Source organism: Calidifontibacter terrae, assembly GCF_054778835.1.
Window position 1 is genome coordinate 442225 of sequence record NZ_BAAGZF010000007.1, and the last position, 20943, is coordinate 463167.

A 20943-nucleotide genomic window follows, 5' to 3' on the forward strand; every position below is an offset into this window, starting at 1 on the left:
GCTTCACCCGATGACCCCGCTGCACGCCAGCGACGAGCCCTACACCGCCGAGCAGCTCACTGCGCTGCACGCCGATGCCGACGCGATCGTGGCGCGCTACCCGCAACCGCGATCGGCGCTGCTGCCGATGCTGCACCTCATTCAGAGCATCGACGGCTACATCACCGGCCGTGGCGTGTCGTTCTGCGCCGAGAAGCTCGACCTCAGCGACGCCGAGGTGTCGGGTGTGGCGACCTTCTACACGCAGTACAAGCGCCACCCCAACGGTGACTACACCGTCGGCGTCTGCACCAACACGCTCTGCGCGATAATGGGCGGCGACCAGATCTTCGACGAGTTGAGCGACCACCTCGGTATCGGCCACGACGAGACCACCGCCGACGGGAAGGTCACTCTCGAGCGCATCGAGTGCAACGCGGCCTGTGACTTCGCGCCCGTCGTTATGGCGAACTGGGAGTTCTTCGACAACATGACGCCCGACTCGACCAAGGCGATGGTCGATGACCTGCGCAGTGGCAAGGCCGTCAAGCCCTCGCGTGGACCGAACAAGGTCTGCACCTTCAAGCAGGTCAGCCGCACCCTGGCCGGCTTCCCCGATGGTCTGGCCGACGAAGGTGTCGGTGCTGGCCCTGCCTCGCTGGAGGGCCTCAAGATCGCCCACCAGAACAACTGGACCGCCCCTGGCGAGAAGGACGGCGAGTGATGACCACCCAACTGACCCCGATCCTCACCAAGTTCTGGGACGCACCCCAGTCCTGGACGCTGGCGACGTACGAAGAGAACGAGGGCTACCGCGCGCTGACGAAGGCGCTCGGCATGAGCCAGGAAGACTTGGTCGCGATGACCAAGGACTCCGGTCTTCGTGGCCGCGGCGGCGCCGGGTTCCCGACCGGTATGAAGTGGGGCTTCCTGCCCAAGCCGGACGGCGGCCCGCGTTACCTCGTGGTGAACGCCGACGAGTCGGAGCCGGGCACCTGCAAGGACATACCGCTGATGATGGCGGCGCCCCACTTCCTGATCGAAGGCGTAGTGATCACCTCGTTCGCGATCGGCTGCAACCACGCATTCATCTACCTGCGCGGTGAGGTCGTTCACGTCTACCGGCGCTTGATGCGCGCGGTCGAAGAGGCCTATGCCGCTGGTCACCTGGGCAAGAACATCCACGGCTCTGGTTTCGACCTCGATGTCACGGTTCACGCTGGTGCCGGTGCCTACATCTGTGGCGAGGAGACGGCACTGCTGGACTCCCTCGAAGGCCGCCGCGGCCAGCCGCGGTTGAAGCCACCGTTCCCGGCTGTCGCGGGTCTCTACTCGCGTCCGACCGTGGTCAACAACGTCGAGTCCATCGCATCGGTGCCGCCGATCCTGCTGCACGGCGCCGACTGGTTCAAGGGCATGGGAACCGAGAAGTCGACCGGTTTCGGCATCTTCTCGCTCTCGGGTCACGTCACTCGCCCGGGCCAGTACGAAGCGCCGATGGGCATCACGCTGCGCGAACTGGTCGACATGGCCGGTGGGATCCGCAATGGTCACCGGTTGAAGTTCTGGACCCCCGGTGGTTCCTCGACGCCGATCTTCACCGACGCCCACTGGGATGTTCCGCTGGACTTCGAGTCGGTTGCTGCGGAGGGTTCGATGCTCGGCACCCGCGCGCTGCAAATCTTCGACGAAACCGTCTCGGTCGTTCGTGCGGTCAGCCGGTGGACCGACTTCTACGCCCACGAGTCCTGTGGCAAGTGCACGCCGTGTCGCGAGGGCACGTTCTGGCTGAAGCAGATCATGAATCGGCTGGAACACGGCAAGGGCACCCAAGACGACATCGACAAGCTCGTCGACATCTGCGACAACATCCTCGGCCGCGCGTTCTGCGCGCTGGGTGACGGGGCCACCAGCCCGGTCACCTCCGCGGTGAAGTATTTCCGCGAGGAGTTCGAGGCCGGGATGCACTCGCCCTGGTGGGAAGCCTTTCCGCCGGAGCGCTCGGTGCTGTTCAACACGAAGGAGACCGTCTCCGCATGACGACGCTCACCTCGCCGTCTGCCGGCGGAAACTCCGTCGACACCGGCAAGAACGCGGCCGTTCCGGTCGCGCCTGACGACATCTCGCTGACCATCGACGGCGTTCCCGTCAGTGTGCCCAAGGGCACCCTGGTGATCCGTGCCGCCGAGAAGATCGGCGTGCAGATCCCGCGGTTCTGCGACCACCCGTTGCTCGACCCGGTCGGTGCCTGCCGGCAGTGCTTGGTCGACGTGTCGACCAAGGGGCCGGACGGCTCCATGCGACCGATGCCCAAGCCGCAGGCCTCCTGCACCCTCGAGGTCGGCGACGGCATGGAGGTCCACACGCAGCAGACCAGCCCGGTGGCCGACAAGGCACAGCAGGGCGTCATGGAACTGCTGCTGATCAACCACCCGCTCGACTGCCCGGTCTGCGACAAGGGCGGCGAATGCCCCCTGCAGAACCAGGCCATGAGCAATGGCCGGGCCAAGTCGCGCTTCGATGACATCAAACGCACCTACCCCAAGCCGATCAACATCTCCAGCCAGGTGTTGCTCGACCGCGAGCGCTGCGTGCTGTGTGCGCGCTGCACCCGATTCTCCGATCAGATCGCCGGTGACCCGTTCATCGCGCTGATTGAGCGCGGTGCGCTGCAGCAGGTCGGCATCTACGAGGAGAAGCCCTTCGAGAGCTACTTCTCCGGCAACACGGTTCAGATTTGTCCGGTGGGTGCCCTGACTGGTGCGGCCTACCGCTTCCGCTCGCGGCCGTTCGACCTGGTGTCGACGCCGAGCGTCTGCGAACACTGCGCGAGCGGTTGTTCGTTGCGTACGGACCACCGCCGCGGCGTCGTACTGCGCCGGATGGCGTTGGAAGACGTGGCCGTCAACGAAGAGTGGAACTGCGACAAGGGCCGCTGGGCGTTCACCTACGCCACCTCAGCCCGGGTCGAAACTCCGCTCATCCGGGAGAACGGCCAGCTGCGAGTGGCCGGATGGCCCGAAGCGCTGGAGTTCGCCGCCAAGGGTCTTGCTGCCGCGCGCAATGCGCAGGGCGTCGGGGTTCTGACCGGCGGCCGGTTGAGCGTCGAAGACGCCTTCACCTACAGCAAGTTCGCTCGAATGGTGTTGGGCACCAACGACATTGACTTCCGAGTGCGCCCGCACTCCGCGGAGGAGGCCGACTTCCTGGCCCACGCCGTGGTGGCCACCTCGCCGGAGTCCGGCGCGGTCACCCACGCCGACCTGGAGAACGCGAAGGCAGTGTTGCTGGTCGGCCTCGAACCCGAGGACGAGTCGCCGATAACCTTCCTTCGACTGCGCAAGGGTTTCCGCAAGAACAAGGTCAAGGTCGTCGCGCTCGCGCCGTACGCGACCCGCGGGCTGGAGAAGGTCGGCGGCACCCTCGTGCCGACCGCCCCCGGCACCGAGGCCGAAGTTCTCGAAGCGCTCGGCGACCCGAATGGTCCGCTTGCTGACACCGCGAACCTGCTCACCGAGGGCGATGGCGACACCATCGTGCTGGTGGGGGAGCGCATGGCCGCTGTTCCGGGCGCGCTCTCGTCGGCTGCTGCCTACGCCGCGACCCGCGGTGCTCGTCTGGCGTGGATCCCGCGTCGGGCCGGCGACCGTGGTGCGATCGAGGTCGGCGCGCTGCCGACCCTGCTGCCGGGTGGCCGTCCTGTCACCGACGCGGCCGCCCGCGACCAGATTGCGACCGTCTGGGGCGCCCACGAACTGCCGGCGACCGCCGGCCGCGACACCGCCGGCATGCTGGCGGCGGCCGCGAACGGTGAACTGGCCGGCCTGCTGGTTGGTGGCGTCGATGTGGGCGACTTGGTCGGTCAGGAGACGGCCCGAGCCGCTCTCGACAAGGCGTTCGTCGTCTCGCTGGAGATCCGCGACTCGTCGGTGGCACCTTATGCCGACGTGATCCTGCCGGTTGCCCCCCAGCAGGAGAAGGCCGGTTCCTACGTCAACTGGGAAGGCCGGGTCCGCCGCTTCGAGCGGGCGCTCGACACCCAGGCAATGGCCGACCACCGGGTCCTTGACCTGCTGGCCGCCGAGCTCGGTGAGTTCCTGGGTGCGCGCAGCCTGGAGCAGGTCCGAGCCGAGATGGCCGAGATCGGCGCCCACACCGGCGACCGGGCCGTACGCCCCCGGGTCCGCCCGACGGGCGCGCCGCGACCGCTGATCGGTGAAGCGATCCTGTCGACCTGGTCGCAGCTGCTGGACAAGGGTTCGTTGCAGGATGGCGAGCCGTTCTTGGCTGGCACCGCCCGGCCATCGGTGGCGCGGATGTCCGCGTCGACCGCGCAGGGTGCTGGCGTGGCCGAGGGTGACCCGGTGACCCTTTCCACCAAGGTCGGGGCGCTCACGCTTCCGGTCGCGGTGACCGACATGCCCGACCATGTGGTCTGGGTTCCGACGAACTCCATTGACAGCCAGGTGCGTCGAACGCTCGACGTCGACTCCGGCTCGCCGGTGGCGCTGACCAAGGCAGGTGCCAAGTGAGCACGTTCGCGCACTTTGTCGCAGCAGTTCCGGCTCAACTGCCGGCCCAACTTCATGCCCGTGGGGACAACCCGGTGGCCGACTTCAGCGACACCCCCTGGTGGCTGTCGCTGGTCAAGGCGTTGCTGCTGTTCGTCTTCCTGCTGCTGAACACGTTGATCGTGATCTGGTTCGAGCGTCGCGTGATCGGCCGGATGCAGCAGCGTCCCGGCCCGAACCGCACGGGCCCGTTCGGTCTCTTGCAGACGCTCGCCGACGGGGTGAAGCTCGCCCTCAAGGAGGACGTCACTCCCAAGGCCGCCGACAAGCTGATGTTCATCCTGGCGCCGGTGATCGCTGGCGCGATGGCGTTCGTGTCGTTCGCGATCATCCCGCTGAGCAACGACGTCCACATGTTTGGTCACCGCACCCCTTTGCAGTTGACCGACACTCCGATCGCGGTGCTGCTGGTGCTGGCCGTTGCCGGCGTTGGTGTCTACGGCATCGTGCTGGCCGGGTGGTCGTCCGGTTCGACCTACCCGCTGCTGGGTGGTTTGCGCTCATCGGCGCAGGTCATCTCGTACGAGATCGCCATGGGCCTTGCCCTGGTCGCGGTGTTCCTTTACGCGGGGTCGATGTCGACCAGCCAGATCGTTTATGCGCAGAAGGGCCTTTGGTACGCCATTCCGGCGTTCTTCTCGTTCTTCGTTTACATCATCACGATGGTCGGTGAAACCAACCGTCTGCCGTTCGACCTCGCCGAAGGTGAGGGGGAGCTGACCGGCGGTTTCCACACCGAATACTCCTCGCTGAAGTTCGCGATGTTCTTCCTCGGCGAGTACGTCAACATGTTCACCGTTTCGGCCCTGGCCACCACGCTGTTCCTCGGCGGGTGGCAGGCACCTCCGGGAATCGCGGCCATCGCCGGTGGATTCTTCAACGGTGGCTGGTGGGGTCTGCTCTGGTTCGTCGTGAAGCTGTGGGCTTTCATGTTCTTCTTCGTCTGGCTGCGTGGTTCGCTGCCGCGCGTCCGTTACGACCAGTTCATGAAGTTGGGCTGGAAGGTCCTGATCCCGACCACCCTGGTCTGGGTTGTCGCCGTGGCCTTCATCCGCGCCGCGCAGTTGGGCTTCCTCGGCAACAGCCGGATATCGCTCGGCCCATTGGACGTGCCGCGCTCCACGTTGCTGGTCACCAGTCTGATCGCGGTGATCGTGCTCGGCGTCGCGTGGGCATGGGATGCCCGTCAGTCGCGCCGCGAGAGCGACGACGACCGCAGCGTCCCCGAGACGATCAACCCGTTCGCCGGAGGCCACCCGGTCCCGCCGTTGCCGGGTCAGCGACTCGTCGAACCGGTGCCGGCGTTGACCGGCAGCCGCCTCACTACCACCACGACCGATTCCAAGGTCAACCCTGCGATCAACCCGGAGGAACCCCGTGGCTGACAGCAAGAACAAGGACTCGTCGGGCGGATTCCTGTCCGACCTGTTCGCCCCGATCGCGGGATTCGGTGTCACCTTCGGCACTATGTTCCGCAAGATCGAGACCGAGGAATACCCGGAGCAGAAGCGCCCGACGCAGCTGCGGTTCCACGGTCGCCACCAGCTCAACCGGCACCCCGACGGACTCGAAAAGTGCGTCGGCTGCGAGTTGTGCGCGTGGGCTTGTCCAGCCGACGCGATCTTGGTCGAGGGTGCCAACAACGACGACGCCGCAGGTGAGCGGTTCTCGCCGGGCGAGCGCTACGGTCGCGTCTACCAGATCAACTACCTGCGTTGCATTTTCTGCGGCTTGTGCATCGAAGCGTGCCCGACCCGTGCGCTGACGATGACCAACGAATACGAACTGGCTGACAACAACCGCGCTGACCTGATCTTCACCAAGGACCAGTTGCTGGCTCCGGTGTTGTCGGGCATGCTTCCGGCGCCCCACCCGATGGTGGACGGCATGGAGGAGCGCGACTACTACCAGGGCAAGGTGCAGGCCGCGACGCAGTCCCAGCAGGACTGGGTCCGCGACTACGGCGGCAGCGCCGACCCGCAGGACGAGAAGGAGGACCGCGCATGAGCCACCTCGGTGGGGCAGAATCGACGCTCTTCTTCTTCTTGGCTCCGCTGTCGGTGTTCGGCGCGCTCGCGCTGCTGTTCGCCCGTAAGGCGGTCCACGCCGCGATGGGCATGGCGTTGGCGATGGTCTCGCTCGGTATTTTCTATATCGCGCAGCAGGCTGAGTTTCTCGGTGTCATTCAGATCTTCGTCTACTCCGGCGCGGTGATGATGCTGTTCCTGTTCGTCGTCATGCTGGTCGGCGTCGACAGTTCCGATTCGCTCGTGGAGACGATCAAGGGCCAGCGTGTTGCCGGTCTGCTGCTCGGTCTCGCGCTCGCCGCTCTCGGTGTCGCGGCCCTGGCCAAGAGCGACTTCGGCCCCTTCGCCGGGCTCGACAAGGTGAACGCCGACGGCAACGTCAGCGGCATCGCGAACCTGATCTTCGGCCAGTACGTCTGGATCTTCGAGGTCACCTCCGCGCTGCTGATCACCGCCGCTATCGGTGCGATGGTGCTGGCTCACCGCGAGCGACTCACCCCGCGTCCGACGCAGGCCGAGTGGTCGCAGGCGCGCATCCGCAGCGGCAAGGACCTGGCCGGTCTGCCGGTGCCCGGTGTCTATGCCCGCCACAACGCGGTCGACACTCCGGCTCTGCTGCCCGACGGCAGCCCGTCGGAGAAGTCCATTTCTCGAGTCCTCAAGGCGCGTGGTCAGGTAGCCGACAGTGAGCGGCTGCTGGCCGCCAGCGACGAGCTCGAGGGCGAGGCCGGCGACATGACCCGGTATCAGAACGGAGGCGGCGACCGATGAGCCCCATGGTCTACATCTATCTTGCGGTGATCCTGTTTTCGATCGGCGCGGCCTCTGTGCTGCTGCGACGCAACGCGATCATCGTGTTCATGGGCGTCGAGCTGATGCTCAACGCGGCGAACCTGGCGTTCGTGACATTCGCCCGGATGCACGGCGGTCTCGACGGTCAGGTCATGGCGCTGTTCGTCATGGTTGTGGCCGCGGCCGAGGTCGTGATCGGTCTGGCGATCATCATGGCTATCTTCCGCGCCCGCCGTTCGGCGTCCGTGGATGACGCGAACCTGTTGAAGTTCTAAGGGATCGGTGACGTAGGTGAACTTCCTGTCAACTGCCGGCGAGGTGCATGCCGCGCGTGCCGCAGAGGGTGTAGCGGGGGTGGGCTGGCTGCTCATCGCGCTGCCGCTGCTCGGCGCCGCGCTGCTGCTGCTCGGTGGCCGCAAGCTCGACAAGATCGGGCCAGCTTTGGCCACGGGTCTGTCCTGGGCCTCCTTCGGATTCGGTGTCGCGATCATCACCGCGATGTTCGGGATGAGTGCGGGGGGTCGTGCGCAGCACCTCCACCTGTTCTCCTGGATCCCCGCTGGCGCGCTGAACGTCGACTTCGGGCTGCTGCTCGACCCGTTGTCGCTGACGTTCGTCATGCTGATTACGTTCGTCGGCTCGCTGATCCACGTCTACTCGTTGGGTTACATGGAGCACGACCCGGACAAGCGCCGGTTCTTTGCTTACCTGAACCTGTTCATCGCCTCGATGCTCACCTTGGTGCTGGCTGACTCTTATGTCGGTCTGTTCCTGGGCTGGGAGGGCGTCGGTCTGGCGTCCTACCTGCTGATTGGCTTCTGGAACTGGAACCCGGCCTACGCCACGGCCGCCAACAAGGCGTTCATCATGAACCGTGTTGGTGACTTCGGCATGCTGTTGGGCATTTTCAGCATGTTCACCGTCTGGGGCAAGGTCGACTTCGCGTCGGTCGACGCCGCGGTGGCTGGAACCTCCAAGGGCTGGCTGACAGCGATCGGCATCCTCCTGCTCATCGCTGCCTGCGGTAAGTCCGCGCAGTTCCCGCTGCAGGCCTGGCTGGGTGATGCGATGGCAGGTCCGACACCGGTTTCGGCACTGATCCACGCGGCCACCATGGTGACCGCGGGTGTCTACCTGATCGTGCGCAGCCACGTGATCTTCGACGCGACACCCGATGCCCGACTTGCGGTCTGCATCGTCGGAGCCATCACGCTGATCTTCGGGGCCATCGTCGGTTGTGCGAAGGACGACCTGAAGAAGGCGTTGGCCGCTTCGACGATGAGCCAGATCGGCTACATGATCCTCGCTGCCGGGCTCGGACCGGTCGGCTACGCGTTCGCGATCTTCCACCTGGTGACTCACGGCTTCTTCAAGGCCGGCATGTTCCTTGGTGCTGGCTCGGTCATGCACGGGATGAACGACCAGGTGAACATGCGCCGATTCGGTGGTCTGTCCACGGTCATGAAGATCACGTGGGTGACCTTCGGTCTGGGGTGGCTGGCGATCATCGGCGTTCCGGGTCTGTCCGGCTTCTGGTCAAAGGACAAGATCATCGAGGCCGCGTTCATCGGTGAGGGTTGGCGCCCGTGGGTCTTCGGACTCAGCGCGCTGATCTGCGCCGGTATCACCGCGTTCTACATGTCGCGCCTGTTCTTCATGACCTTCCACGGCAAGGAGCGCTGGACCGACGACGTCCACCCGCACGAATCGCCGCTGGTCATGACCATCCCGATGATGATCCTGGCCGTTGGTTCCGCCTTCCTGGGTCTGATCCTTGGCCCGACGGGTCTGATCACCTCCTGGCTCGAGCCGGTGGTCGGTGGCCACACGGAGGGTGACCCGGTCTTGCCGGTTCCGGTTCTGATGATCGTGACGCTGCTGCTGGTTGCTGGTGGCATCGCCCTGGCCTGGATGCGCTACTGGCGCGACGAGGTTCCGGTGACACCGCCGGTCGGTTCGCTGGCCACCCGCGCCGCTCGCCAGGACCTGTTCCAGGACGACGTCAACGAGGCGATCTTCGCCCGTCCAGGTCTGCACGTCACGCGCTCGTTGGTCTACGCCGACAACAAGGGTGTCGACGGCGCGGCTGGTGGCTTGGCAGCCATCGTCGGCGGGAGCTCCTCCCGGCTGGCGAAGCTGCAGAACGGTTATGTCCGCTCGTACGCGACGACGATGTTGGTCGGTGTCGTGGCGATCCTCGGCCTCCTGTGGGTGATCAACTGATGTCCAACTACCCCTGGCTGACCACGATCGGCGTTCTGCCGTTGGTGGGCGCCCTCGTCATCGCGCTGTTGCCGAAGGCCGCTGCGGCCTCGGCGCGGATGGTCGCGCTGGTGTTCTCGATCGTGACCCTCGTCGTCGGTATCGCGGCCTTCACCCAGTTCAAGACCGGTGGCACCACCCAGCAGTTCCAGCTGACCGAGACCCACACCTGGATCAAGCAGTTGGGCGTGTCCTACGCGCTCGGTGTCGACGGCATTGCGCTGGCGCTGATCCTGATGAGCCTGGTTCTGGTTCCCGTGTCGATCCTGGCGGCATGGAAAGACGTCGACGGTGACAGCGCCGGCCGCATCAAGACGTACTTCGCCCTGATGCTGGTGCTTGAGACGTTCATCGTGGGTGTCTTCTCCGCCACCGACGTCTTCTTGTTCTACGTCTTCTTCGAGGCGATGCTGATCCCGGTCTACTTCTTGATCGGTCAGTTCGGTGGCCCGCGCCGCCAGTACGCCTCGGTGAAGTTCCTGATCTTCTCACTGCTCGGCGGTTTGATCATGCTGGTGGCCGTCATCGGTCTCTACCAGCAGGGCCCCGGCGGCGAATACGGCTTCTTGATCAGCAAGCTCACCGGGCTCGACATGTCGCTCGGCACCCAGAAGTGGCTGTTCCTCGGATTCTTCATCGCCTTCGCGGTGAAGGCACCGATGGTGCCGGTGCACACCTGGTTGCCTGACGCGGCCACCGAGGCCAAGCCCGCCACCGCGGTTCTGTTGGTGGGTGTGCTCGACAAGGTCGGCACCTACGGGATGATCCGGTTCTGCCTGCAGATGTTCCCCGAGGCCGCCAAATGGGCGACCCCGGTGGTCATCACGCTTGCCGTGATTTCCATCATCTACGGCGCACTGGTGGCCATCGGCCAGACCGACATGATGCGGTTGATCGCCTACACCTCGGTCAGCCACTTCGGGTTCATCGTGCTGGGCATCTTCGCGATGACCACGACCTCCCACGTCGGTGCGGACCTCTACATGATCAACCACGGTTTCACCACCGGTGCGTTGTTCCTGTTCGCCGGCTTCTTGATTGCGCGTGGCCGCAGCAAGAACATCGATGACTACGGCGGCTGGCAGCGGGTGACGCCCGGCCTGGCTGGCGTGTTCCTCATCGCCGGTCTGTCCGGTCTTGCCCTGCCGGGTCTGAACTCGTTCGTCTCGGAGTTCCTGGTGATGGTCGGCAGCTTCGGGAAATACAAGGTGGCGACCGCGATCGCCGCGACCGGGGTGATCCTCGCCGCGATCTACATCCTGCTGATGTACAAGCGTCTGATGACCGGACCGAAGCCCGAGGGGGAGAAGTTCGCCTCGATGCCCGATCTCGACCTGCGCGAGAAGGTTGTCGCCGGTGTCTTGATCGCCTTCCTGATCGGCCTGGGTATCTACCCGAAGCCGGCATTGGACATGTTGAAGCCCGCCGTGTCGCAGACCTTGCAACACGTCGGTGTGAAGGACCCCGCGCCGCTGCACGGCGTGGCTGTTGACGGGAGCGCCAAGTAATGGAGCCCAGCACCTTTGTGCAGGCGGACATCGAATACCTCGCGATTGCACCGATGCTCATCGTGTTCGGTGCAGCGATGGTCGGTGTTCTGGTCGAGGCGTTCGTGCCGCGCGCCAGCCGCTACGCGGCGCAGCTCGCGGTGGCCGTCGTCGGTGTCGTCGCATCGTTCGTGATGCTGGTGGCCTATGCCCGTGACCACCAGGGCGTGACCGCCGGTCGCCAGTTGGCGATCGACTCTCCCGCGCTGATGTTCCAGGGCAGCGTCCTGCTGCTCGCGTTGCTCTCACTGCCGGTCATCGCCGAGCGGTTCAGCGGCAACTCCCCGGACGCGTTCACCCAGTCGGGTGCCTCCACGCCGGGTTCGCCGTTGGAGGCCCAAGCCGAGCGTCTCGGCGCGACCACCACCGAGGTCTTTCCGCTGGTGATGTTCGCGGTCGGCGGCATGATGCTGTTCCCGGCCACCAACAACCTGCTGGGCATGTTCGTGGCCCTTGAAGTCATGTCGCTGCCGCTTTACGTTCTGACTGGCATGGCTCGCCGTCGCCGCCTGCTGTCGCAGGAAGCCGCGCTGAAGTACTTCCTGCTCGGTGCGTTCAGCTCCGCGTTCTTCCTGTTCGGCACAGCGCTGATCTATGGCTTTGCCAGCTCGCTCGACCTCAAGGTCGTGCAGGGCTCGGTCGACGTCGTTGCCGGCAAGGACCCAATGCTGATCATGGGCATCGTGATGATCGCCGTCGGTCTGCTGTTCAAGGTCGGCGCCGTTCCGTTCCACTCCTGGGTTCCGGACGTCTATCAGGGCGCCCCGACCCCGATCAGCGGTTTCATGGCCTCGGGCACCAAGTTGGCCGCATTCGGCGCCCTGGCCCGAGTGTTCTACGTCGCCTTCGACACCATGCGGTGGAGTTGGCAGCCGGTCATCGGCATCGTGGCGCTGTTGACGATGGTCGTCGGTTCGGTGCTCTCGGTGACCCAGACCGACATGAAGCGCTTGCTGGCCTACTCCTCGGTCTCCCATGCCGGCTTCCTGTTGATCGCGATCTATGCGGTCGACAAGGCGTCGATCACCGGTCTGCAGTTCTACCTGCTCGCCTATGGCATCGCCACGGTCACCGCATTCGCCGTGGTGACGTTGGTGCGCAAGTCGGGCGTCGAGGCCACTCACCTTTCCGAGTGGGCTGGGCTGGGCAAGAACCACCCGGTGCTCGCCGCGATCATGGCGTTCTTGATGCTGTCGTTCGCGGGGATCCCGTTGACTGCCGGCTTCACCAGTAAGTTCGCGCTGTTCGCCCCGGCCGTCGCCCACGGTGGCACCTGGCTGGTTATCGTCGCGGTCTTGATGTCAGCGGTCACCGCCTTCGTCTACGCCCGGATCATCGTGTTGATGTACTTCAGCGACCCGGCCGACGGCGTCACCGCGATCATGCCGTCGCCGTTGACCGCGACCACCCTGGCTGCCGGCACGATCCTGACCATCATTCTCGGTGTCCTGCCGGGCTGGGCCTTCGACGTCGCTGGTCACGCGTCGCAGTTCGTCCGATGAGCGCTGCGACCCTCGGAGTCCCGGGCGCGACCGACGAACTGTCGGCCACTCTCGCCGAGGGGCTGAGCCGGGTCGATGCCCGGCTGCAGGAAGTCGTACGACACGACGACCCGTTCATCGACGGTGCGTCCCGCCACCTCGCCGAGGCAGGTGGCAAGCGGTTCCGGCCGATGCTCACCCTGCTCACCGCCGAGCTGGGCAGCGGTCTCGATGAGCAGGTGGTCGATGCGGCCGTGGGCGTCGAGCTGACTCACCTCGCCTCGCTCTATCACGACGACGTGATGGACGAAGCGGAGTTGCGTCGCGGGGTCGTCAGCGTCAATGCGCGCTACGACAACTCGACGGCGATCCTGGTCGGCGACCTGCTGTTCGGCAAGGCCTCGGCCATCATCGCGGGGCTGGGCGCCGACGCCGTACGGATTCAGGCTGAGACCTTCGTACGCCTCTGCACCGGTCAGATCGAAGACGATCGGCAGGCGCCCGAGGGCGCTGACCCGATGGACCATTACCTGCGGGTCTTGGCCGACAAGACCGGCTCCCTGATCGCGACCGCCGCGCGCTACGGCGCGATGTTCGGTGGCTGCGACGAGCGCGTCGTGACGACCATGGAGCAGTACGGCGAGTTGGTCGGCATGGTCTTCCAGCTGGCTGACGACGTTCTCGACCTCAGCTCGGACGACCTGGGCAAGGCTGCGGGCACCGACCTGCGCGAAGGGGTGCGGACCCTGCCAGTGCTCTACGTGCAGCAGTCGACCGACCCGGCCGACGACCGCCTGAAGGACCTCGTCTCTCGACCGCTGAGTGACCCGGCGGAACATGCTGAGGCCCTCGCTGCGATGCGGGCCCACCCGGCGTTGCAACGAGCGCGGGACTACACCGACGAGGTGGCTGCTCGGGCCGCCGCGCTCCTTGCGGACTTCCCGGCGAGCGATGCAGTCGACATGTTGCGGGCGCTACCGCTCGCGGTGGCAAATCGTTTCGCCTGAAAGGTTCAAGCTGACCCGCCGCGCGGTGATCGCCACTGGTCTACGGTGTGAGGATCACCCAGTTGGACGGTTGACCTAGAAGGGATGGCGTGATGGCCCGAACCCCGGCCGCAGTCCGTCGCACCGAGTTGGTCGACGCCGCAATCCGCGTGGCGCTGACGGAGGGGCTCGAGGCCGCGACCGTCCGCCGGATCGCCAAGGAAGCCGGCGTCTCGCTCGGAACGGTCCACTACTGCTTCGGCTCGAAACGTGCCCTGTTGGAGGCGGTCGTCGAATCGGTTACCCAGCCCAGTCTCGAGGTCGATCTGACCGGAGTCGACGCCGATGACTATGTCGGCCTGATCAACGCAGCCTTCCGCGCGTATTGGCTTGAAGCTGGCGGGAACTCCGATCGGCAGCGGCTGATCTACGAGTTGGTCACTCACCTGGTGCGCCAGGAGGATCCGGGTCCGGAACAAGCGCGGACGATGTTCCGCAATGCCTTCGCGACGGTCGAGCGATTCATTCGCGAGACCTTCGGCGACAAGGTCGCGGCGTTGCCGCTCGCGCCGGACGTCTTGGCGCGGATGACCATCGCGATGACCGATGGAGTTGCGCTGGCCTGGATTGCCGAACGGGACGACGAAAAGGCTCTGGAGGTGTTCGACGGTTACGCGACGCTGCTCGGCACCCTGCTGGCGGCCGGACTGAAGGACTCATGACTGCCGTCTGGGAAGCCCTCGATGCCGTTGGTGCGCCGACCGCAGCGATCGACCTGGACCAGTTCGATGCCAACGCGCAGGCGTTGGTGGACCGCTCTGGTGGGCTGCCGATCCGGGTGGCCTCGAAGTCCGTACGGGTCCGGTCGCTGATCGAGCGAGTGCTGCAGCGGGCCGAGTTCCAAGGGGTCCTCGGCTATTCCGTCGCAGAGGCAATCTTTCTGTCGCGCAACGGAATCGACGACATCATCGTGGCCTATCCGAGCGTTGACACCACGTCGATCCACGCGGTGGCCGCCGATCCGAAGCTGGCCGCCGCGGTGACCTTCATGGTCGACCTGCCCGACCACGTACGGCTGCTGGCGCAGGCCGCGGGGGACCACCCGCTGCGGGTGGCGCTCGACATCGACTGCTCGCTACGCCTCGGGCCGGTGAGCGTTGGAGCGCACCGGTCAAGCATCCACACCCCCCGGCAAGCCAGCCGAATGGCGGCGCTGATCGCCGACACTGGGGGCGTCGACCTGGTCGGGATGATGTTCTACGAGGCTCAGGTGGCAGGGGTGCCCGACAACAAGACGGGCATCGGGATGGTGAAGTCGTTGTCGAACCGGCAACTGGATCGCCAGCGTGGTGCCGTTCGGGCAGCGGTCGAGCGACACGCCACCCTGGAGTTCGTCAACGGTGGCGGAACAGGCAGCCTGCACACCACCTCACTCGACCCGGCCATCACCGAGCTCGCCGCGGGTTCAGGACTGTTCGCCCCGACCAGCTTCGACGGGTTCACCGACCTGGGGACCGGACCGGCAGCGTTCTTCGGATCTCCGGTCACCCGGAAGCCGGCCCGTGACATCGCGGTCACCTTCTCCGGTGGCTACCTGGCCTCCGGGGTGGTCGATGATTCACGCCGGCCGACGCCGGTCTTCCCACCCGGGTTGCACTACCTGCCCCAGGAGGGCGCTGGTGAGGTGCAGAGCCCGTTGCGCGGCAAGGCTGCTCGCTCGTTGTCGATTGGCGACACGGTGTGGTTCCGTCACGCGAAGGCCGGCGAGATGTGCGAACGATTCGATGAGATTGTGTTGGTCAGCAGGGGACAGATTGTCGACCGGGTGCCGACTTATCGCGGCGAAGGGCAGAACTTTGGCTGAGTGGAGCAACTGGTCTGGCAGCGTGACCGCATCGGGGATCGACGTGGTCGACGCCCGAGACGTGGCGCACCTGCAGGAGGTGGTCGCCCAAGCGACGGCCGCGGGTCGTCGGGTGAAGCCGATCGGTGCGGGTCATTCGTTCACCGCGATAGGTCAACCGGTTGACCTGCAGCTGCGAATGTCGGCGCTCAGTGGTCTCGGCGAGGTTGACCTGGACGCCCAGCGGGTCTGGATTCGCAGTGGCACCCGCCTCAGCGACGCGGTCGTGCAGCTGCACGCGCAGGGCCTGGCGCTGCCCAACCAAGGCGACTACGACCGGCAGACGATGTCTGGTGCGACCTCGACCGGAACCCACGGAACAGGGATCGGGCTCACCGGGTTCGCCGGGATGGTGCGCGGGGTTGAGATGGTCTTGGCCGACGGTTCACTGCTGCGGGTGACCGAGCGCGAGAACCCCGAACTGCTGCCGGCGGTTGCGCTCGGCGTCGGGGCCTTGGGAGTCATCACCGCGATCCAATACCAGTGTGTTCCAGCGTATTTGCTTGATGCGCGGGAGGATCCCGAGCACTTCGAGAAGGTGCTCGAAAGCCTCGACGAACGGATCGACGGGAACGACCAGTTCGAGTTCTTCTGGTTCCCGGACACCGATCGGGTGTTGGCCAAGACCAACGCCCGGCACCACGATGAGACGCGCCGCGCGCCGATGCCGCGGTGGAAGGACAAGCTGGAGAACGACCTGCTCTCCAACCGGTTGTTCGAGGCGCTGAACCGAGTGGCCACCCGCGCCCCAAGCCTGACGAAGACGCTGAACCAGGTGAGCGCCCGCGCGCTGTCGGCGAAGTCCTACACCGACTGGTCCCACATCGTTTATCCCACCGAGCGCGACGTGCGCTTCCGGGAGAGCGAGTTCTCGGTGCCGCGCCGCGACGCGGCCGAGGTCCTGCGGCGACTGGATGCCTGGCACCGCGCCCACCCCAGCACGACCACCTTTCCGGTGGAGGTTCGTTTCACCGGACCCGACGACGTATGGCTCTCGACCTCCTATGCGCGGGAGTCGGCGTACATCGCGATTCACCAGTATCACCGGCGGTCACACGCGGAGTATTTCGCGGCCTTCTGGGACATCCTGGCCGACTACGAGGCCCGACCGCACTGGGGAAAAATGCACCGTCTCGGCGCCGATGATCTGCGGCGGGTCTACCCGAAGTTCGACGACTTCTTGGCCGTACGAGATCGGTTGGACCCGGGGCGTACGTTCGCCAACCCCTATACCGAACAGGTATTCGGGGCGTAGCTGCACGGGATGTGTTGCTCGCGCGGTGCGCGGATCCGGTACGCGGTCCGCACACGCAGCGACGAAGCGCACAGCGGGGGTACCCCTCATCGGCTGATTCCGGCCCCCACTTACAAGTGGAGAGGTTTTCGGTCATAAGTGAAAGCCCACATCGACGACATAGGACGTACCCACCCGCGCCGACGGGCGTCATCTTGCCCGAAGTGTCGAGGGAGGGCAGGTTATGAGCAGGCGGCTGCTTCCTGAGCCGCGCGGGCCAGCCGGCGAGACCGGGAGTTGGTCACCGAGTCCAAGGTCAACACGACCAGCGCCAACCACACGATGCCGAAGCCGATCCAGCGGCCGTTGCTGAGGTGTTCGTGCAGGAAGGCCACCGCGCAAATCAGCTGCAGAATCGGGGTCACGAACTGCAGCAGCCCGATCGTCACCAGCGGAACGCGCGAGGCGGCGGCGGCAAAAAGCAGCAGCGGTATGGCGGTGGCGATGCCTGACGACGCGAGCCAGATCGAGTGACCGGCGCCGTTGTCGGTGAAGGTGGTGCGCCCGGTCGCCGACAGCCAGATCAGGGCGGCGATCGCAATCGGGAAGAGCACGCTGGTCTCGGCGGCGAGCGACTCGAACGCACTGAGGGTGTCGCCGATCCGCTTCTTGACCAGGCCGTAGGTTCCGAAGCTGAGCGCCAGGCAGATGGAGATCCACGGGAAGTTTCCGCCGTCGATCGCGAGGTAAAGGCAGGCGATCGCGCCGATGCCGACCGCAACCCACTGCATCCGGCGCAGGTTTTCATGCAACACCAGCACCCCAAGAGCGATGGTGACCAGCGGATTCAGGAAGTAGCCAAGCGAAGCGTCGGAGGTGTGGCCGGCGTTGACCGCGTAGACGTAGATCAGCCAGTTGAGGCCGATCGTCACGGCGGCGATCGAGACCAGGCCGAGGCGTTGGCGGTCGCGCAACAGCGCCGCGATGAATCCGGTGCGGCGCAACACCAGCACCCCGATCACGCAGACGGCAAACGTCCACGCGATGCGGTGGGCAAGGATCTCCCAGGCGTTGGCCGGAAGCAGTTGGTGGAAGTAGAGCGGGAACGCACCCCACAGCAAATATGCGCCGAGCCCGAACAGTGTTCCCTTGCTGACGTCGTCGCGGTCCATACTCACGCGGGGAACGCTAGCTGACAGCCCACGTGTCGTTTCCGGCGAGGAGGGCCTGCAGGTCGGCGTCAGCTGCGGGACGGCCACCGACCGCAGCGTCGATCTGAGCGCGTACGCCGTCGTCGTAGGTCGGCGCCTCGACGTTGCGGAAGACGCCCATCGGCACGTGCGCGAAACCCGGGTCATCGAGGCGGGAGAGCGCGAAGGCCAGCGGCAGGTCGGCCGGATCATGGCGTACGACGGTCGCCGGGTCGGCGTCGGCCTCGGCAACAACCCGCAACCCACCGTCGGTGCGGACCACGACCCGAGTGTCACCGTCCTTGCCGGCACGGATCGGTTCGCCGGGGACCAGATGCAGGATGCGGGCGGTGGCTTCGTCGCGGTCCTTCAACAGTTCGAACGCGCCATCGTTGAAGATCGGGCAGTTCTGATAGATCTCCACCAGTGAGGTGCCCCGGTGTGCCGCAGCGGCTTTCAGCGTCGCGGTGAGATGTTTGCGGTCGGAGTCCATGGTGCGGGCCACGAAGGTGCCCTCCGCGCCGAGCGCCAGCGAGACCGGGTTGAACGGGCGGTCGACCGAACCGAACGGGGTCGACTTGGTGACCGAGCCGATGTCGGAGGTGGGGGAGTACTGCCCCTTGGTGAGGCCGTAGATCTTGTTGTTGAACAACAGGATCGTCATGTTCACATTGCGGCGCAGCGCGTGGATCAGGTGGTTGCCGCCGATCGACAGTGCGTCGCCGTCGCCGGTCACGACCCACACCGACAGGTCACCGCGCGAGGCGGCCAGGCCGGTCGCGATCGCCGGCGCGCGCCCATGGATCGAGTGCATCCCGTAGGTGTCGAGGTAATAGGGGAAGCGGCTCGAGCAGCCGATGCCGGAGACGAACACGATGTTCTCGCGCTTGAGTCCGAGCTCGGGCAGGAAGCCCTGCACCGCGGCGAGGATGGCGTAGTCGCCACAACCAGGGCACCAGCGCACCTCCTGGTCGGAGGTGAAGTCCCGCTTGGTCTGGGCTGCCTCGGTGACCGGCACACCCTGGGTTCCGGGCATGCCCAGATCGATGCTCACTTGCTCTCCTCCAACTTCTCCAGCTCACTGGCGAACACCACGGCGAGTTCGGCCGCGGTGAACGGCAGGCCGCGTACGGCGGTGTGGGACTGCACGTCGACCAGGAACTTCGCGCGCAGCAGCAGCGCCAGCTGGCCGAGGTTCATCTCGGGCACCACGACACGGTCGTAGGACTTCAGGACCGCGCCCAGGTTGGCCGGAAACGGGTTGAGGTGGCGTAGTTGCGCGGTGGCGACGCTCGCCCCGCCGGCCCGGGCCAGCCGAGCGGCGGCGCGGATCGGACCCTCGGTGGAGCCCCAGCCCAGGACCAGCAGTCGCGCGTCGCCGGTCGGGTCGTCGACCTCGAGGTCAGGCACCTTGATGCCGGCGATCTTGGCTGCGCGGGTGCGGACCATGTGGTCGTGGTTGGCCGGGTCGTAGCTGATGTTGCCGGTGATGTCGGCCTTCTCGATGCCGCCGACGCGGTGTTCGAGACCGGGGGTGCCGGGCACCGCCCAGGGCCGCGCGAGGGTTTCCGGGTCGCGCTTGTAGCCGTGGAACACCGGCTTGCCGTCCTCGTCGACGTCGTTGGGCTCGGTGGTGAATTCAACTGTCAGGTCGGGCAATTCGTCGACCTGCGGAACCAGCCAGGGTTCGGAGCCATTGGCGAGGTAGCCATCGGACAGCAGGATCACCGGGGTGCGATAGGTGGTCGCGATCCGCACCGCGTCGATCGCCGCAGCGAAGCAGCCGGTCGCGGTCGACGGTGCAATCACGGCCACGGGTGACTCGCCGTTGCGTCCGAACATCGCCTGGAGTAGGTCGGACTGCTCGGTCTTGGTCGGCAGCCCAGTGGAGGGTCCGCCGCGTTGGACGTCGATGATCACCAGCGGCAGCTCGAGCGACACGGCCAGGCCGATGGTCTCCGACTTCAAGGCCAGGCCTGGGCCGGAGGTGGTGGTGACGCCGAGTGCACCGCCGAAGCTGGCGCCGAGCGCGGACCCGATCGCTGCGATCTCGTCTTCGACCTGCAGCGTTTTGACGCCGAAGCGCTTGAGCCCGGACAACACGTGGAGCAGATCGGACGCCGGGGTGATCGGGTAGCTGCCGAGCGTGAGCGGCAGTCCGGCGCGATGCGCCGCGGCCACGAGGCCGTACGCGAGGGCGGTGTTCCCGGTGATGTTGCGGTAGGTGCCGCTGCGCATCGGGGCTGGGGCGACTTCGTAGCGAACCCCGAAGGCCTCGGTGGTTTCGCCGTAGGCGTGGCCGGCATGCAGTGCCTTGATGTTCGCCGCCAAGATGTCGGGCTTCTTGGCGAACTTGCTCTGCAGGAAGCGTTCGGTTCCGGCCGTATCGCGCGAATACATCCACGACAGCAGGCCGAGCGCGAACATGTTCTTCGCCCGTTCCTTGTCCTTGCGGGTGAGCGAATCGAACTCGCTCAGCGCTTCGACGGTGATCGAGGTGAGCGGCACCGAGTGGACCTGCCACGAGGCAAGCGAGTCGTTCTCGAGCGGGTTCGCGTCATAGCCGACCTTGGCCAGATTGCGTTTGCCGAACTCGTCGCTGTTGACGATGATCATCGCGCCGCGCGGGAGGTCGCCGAGGTTGGCTTTAAGCGCCGCCGGGTTCATCGCGACCAGCACGTCCGGGGCGTCGCCCGGGGTGAGCACGTCGTGGTCAGCGAAGTGCAACTGGAAGCTCGAGACACCGGGCAAAGTGCCCTGAGGTGCGCGAATTTCGGCCGGGAAGTTCGGCAGGGTCGACAGGTCATTGCCGAGGGCTGCGGTCTGTGCGGTGAACCGATCGCCGGTCAACTGCATGCCATCGCCGGAGTCTCCCGCGAACCGGATAACGACGCGGTCGAGGACTCGTTGTTGCGTGCTGCTCACTGAGGTTCCACTTCGGGTGTTAGGTGTGCCTGACTTCTGCCACCGT

At 65.8% G+C, this 20943-nt stretch carries 17 protein-coding genes; 14 read left to right on the top strand and 3 right to left on the bottom strand.

Annotated features, from left to right (window positions below):
- Nucleotides 1–10: 10 nt before the first annotated feature.
- The 14 genes from nuoE (at nucleotide 11) to ACYU98_RS13775 (ending at nucleotide 16803) form a co-directional block, all read left to right on the top strand.
- Nucleotides 11–703, top strand: coding sequence for an NADH-quinone oxidoreductase subunit NuoE (gene nuoE / locus ACYU98_RS13710; RefSeq protein WP_460468899.1), 693 nt, complete (start codon nucleotides 11–13; stop codon nucleotides 701–703).
- On the top strand, nucleotides 703–2019 hold the full coding sequence (gene nuoF / locus ACYU98_RS13715) for an NADH-quinone oxidoreductase subunit NuoF (protein ID WP_460468772.1): 1317 nt from the start codon (nucleotides 703–705) through the stop codon (nucleotides 2017–2019). Before nuoE ends, nuoF begins: the two co-directional genes overlap by 1 nt.
- Entirely contained in the window at nucleotides 2016–4511 is a 2496-nt protein-coding gene (locus tag ACYU98_RS13720) for an NADH-quinone oxidoreductase subunit G (protein ID WP_460468773.1), read from the top strand. The genes nuoF and ACYU98_RS13720 overlap by 4 nt, the downstream gene beginning before the upstream one ends.
- Entirely contained in the window at nucleotides 4508–5935 is a 1428-nt protein-coding gene (nuoH, locus tag ACYU98_RS13725; RefSeq protein WP_460468774.1) for an NADH-quinone oxidoreductase subunit NuoH, read from the top strand. The genes ACYU98_RS13720 and nuoH overlap by 4 nt, the downstream gene beginning before the upstream one ends.
- The gene (gene nuoI, locus ACYU98_RS13730; protein WP_460468775.1) at nucleotides 5928–6557 is read left to right on the top strand and encodes an NADH-quinone oxidoreductase subunit NuoI; all 630 of its coding nucleotides are present in this window, start codon (nucleotides 5928–5930) and stop codon (nucleotides 6555–6557) included. Before nuoH ends, nuoI begins: the two co-directional genes overlap by 8 nt.
- On the top strand, nucleotides 6554–7348 hold the full coding sequence (locus ACYU98_RS13735) for an NADH-quinone oxidoreductase subunit J (protein WP_460468776.1): 795 nt from the start codon (nucleotides 6554–6556) through the stop codon (nucleotides 7346–7348). Before nuoI ends, ACYU98_RS13735 begins: the two co-directional genes overlap by 4 nt.
- Nucleotides 7345–7644: an NADH-quinone oxidoreductase subunit NuoK gene (gene nuoK, locus ACYU98_RS13740; protein WP_460468777.1), complete on the top strand. Its 300-nt coding sequence runs from the start codon at nucleotides 7345–7347 to the stop codon at nucleotides 7642–7644. The genes ACYU98_RS13735 and nuoK overlap by 4 nt, the downstream gene beginning before the upstream one ends.
- A gap of 16 nt (nucleotides 7645–7660) precedes the next feature.
- The gene (gene nuoL, locus ACYU98_RS13745) at nucleotides 7661–9592 is read left to right on the top strand and encodes an NADH-quinone oxidoreductase subunit L (RefSeq protein ID WP_460468778.1); all 1932 of its coding nucleotides are present in this window, start codon (nucleotides 7661–7663) and stop codon (nucleotides 9590–9592) included.
- The gene (locus ACYU98_RS13750; protein WP_460468779.1) at nucleotides 9592–11139 is read left to right on the top strand and encodes an NADH-quinone oxidoreductase subunit M; all 1548 of its coding nucleotides are present in this window, start codon (nucleotides 9592–9594) and stop codon (nucleotides 11137–11139) included. Before nuoL ends, ACYU98_RS13750 begins: the two co-directional genes overlap by 1 nt.
- On the top strand, nucleotides 11139–12680 hold the full coding sequence (gene nuoN, locus ACYU98_RS13755) for an NADH-quinone oxidoreductase subunit NuoN (RefSeq protein ID WP_460468780.1): 1542 nt from the start codon (nucleotides 11139–11141) through the stop codon (nucleotides 12678–12680). The genes ACYU98_RS13750 and nuoN overlap by 1 nt, the downstream gene beginning before the upstream one ends.
- Nucleotides 12677–13666, top strand: a complete 990-nt coding sequence (locus ACYU98_RS13760; RefSeq protein WP_460468781.1) for a polyprenyl synthetase family protein — start codon at nucleotides 12677–12679, stop codon at nucleotides 13664–13666. Before nuoN ends, ACYU98_RS13760 begins: the two co-directional genes overlap by 4 nt.
- Nucleotides 13667–13758: 92 nt before the next feature.
- Nucleotides 13759–14367 carry a TetR/AcrR family transcriptional regulator gene (locus tag ACYU98_RS13765; protein ID WP_460468782.1) on the top strand — a complete coding sequence of 203 codons (609 nt, stop codon included), beginning with the start codon at nucleotides 13759–13761 and terminating at the stop codon, nucleotides 14365–14367.
- Nucleotides 14364–15509: an alanine racemase gene (locus tag ACYU98_RS13770; RefSeq protein ID WP_460468783.1), complete on the top strand. Its 1146-nt coding sequence runs from the start codon at nucleotides 14364–14366 to the stop codon at nucleotides 15507–15509. Before ACYU98_RS13765 ends, ACYU98_RS13770 begins: the two co-directional genes overlap by 4 nt.
- Nucleotides 15502–16803: a D-arabinono-1,4-lactone oxidase gene (locus ACYU98_RS13775; RefSeq protein ID WP_460468784.1), complete on the top strand. Its 1302-nt coding sequence runs from the start codon at nucleotides 15502–15504 to the stop codon at nucleotides 16801–16803. Before ACYU98_RS13770 ends, ACYU98_RS13775 begins: the two co-directional genes overlap by 8 nt.
- Nucleotides 16804–17024: 221 nt before the next feature.
- On the opposite strand, the gene rarD is transcribed toward ACYU98_RS13775, so the two are convergent.
- Genes rarD through ACYU98_RS13790 form a run of 3 tightly spaced genes read right to left on the bottom strand, consistent with a single transcriptional unit; the run spans nucleotide 17025 to nucleotide 20897 of the window.
- Complete coding sequence (gene rarD / locus ACYU98_RS13780) at nucleotides 17025–17954, bottom strand: EamA family transporter RarD (protein ID WP_460468900.1); 930 nt, start codon at nucleotides 17952–17954, stop codon at nucleotides 17025–17027.
- 16 nt (nucleotides 17955–17970) lie between these two features.
- Nucleotides 17971–19026, bottom strand: a complete 1056-nt coding sequence (locus tag ACYU98_RS13785) for a 2-oxoacid:ferredoxin oxidoreductase subunit beta (RefSeq protein WP_460468785.1) — start codon at nucleotides 19024–19026, stop codon at nucleotides 17971–17973.
- Entirely contained in the window at nucleotides 19023–20897 is a 1875-nt protein-coding gene (locus ACYU98_RS13790) for a 2-oxoacid:acceptor oxidoreductase subunit alpha (protein WP_460468786.1), read from the bottom strand. Before ACYU98_RS13790 ends, ACYU98_RS13785 begins: the two co-directional genes overlap by 4 nt.
- Nucleotides 20898–20943 lie beyond the last annotated feature (46 nt).

Excerpts from the sequence above, each read along its gene's own strand:
- nuoE (WP_460468899.1), top strand. The coding sequence starts at position 11 with ATGACCCCGCTGCACGCCAGCGACGAGCCCTACACCGCCGAGCAGCTC.
- nuoF (WP_460468772.1), top strand. The coding sequence starts at position 703 with ATGACCACCCAACTGACCCCGATCCTCACCAAGTTCTGGGACGCACCC.
- ACYU98_RS13720 (WP_460468773.1), top strand. The coding sequence starts at position 2,016 with ATGACGACGCTCACCTCGCCGTCTGCCGGCGGAAACTCCGTCGACACC.
- ACYU98_RS13735 (WP_460468776.1), top strand. The coding sequence starts at position 6,554 with ATGAGCCACCTCGGTGGGGCAGAATCGACGCTCTTCTTCTTCTTGGCT.
- nuoK (WP_460468777.1), top strand. The coding sequence starts at position 7,345 with ATGAGCCCCATGGTCTACATCTATCTTGCGGTGATCCTGTTTTCGATC.
- ACYU98_RS13750 (WP_460468779.1), top strand. The coding sequence starts at position 9,592 with ATGTCCAACTACCCCTGGCTGACCACGATCGGCGTTCTGCCGTTGGTG.
- nuoN (WP_460468780.1), top strand. The coding sequence starts at position 11,139 with ATGGAGCCCAGCACCTTTGTGCAGGCGGACATCGAATACCTCGCGATT.
- ACYU98_RS13760 (WP_460468781.1), top strand. The coding sequence starts at position 12,677 with ATGAGCGCTGCGACCCTCGGAGTCCCGGGCGCGACCGACGAACTGTCG.
- ACYU98_RS13765 (WP_460468782.1), top strand. The coding sequence starts at position 13,759 with ATGGCCCGAACCCCGGCCGCAGTCCGTCGCACCGAGTTGGTCGACGCC.
- ACYU98_RS13770 (WP_460468783.1), top strand. The coding sequence starts at position 14,364 with ATGACTGCCGTCTGGGAAGCCCTCGATGCCGTTGGTGCGCCGACCGCA.
- rarD (WP_460468900.1), bottom strand. The coding sequence starts at position 17,954 with ATGGACCGCGACGACGTCAGCAAGGGAACACTGTTCGGGCTCGGCGCA.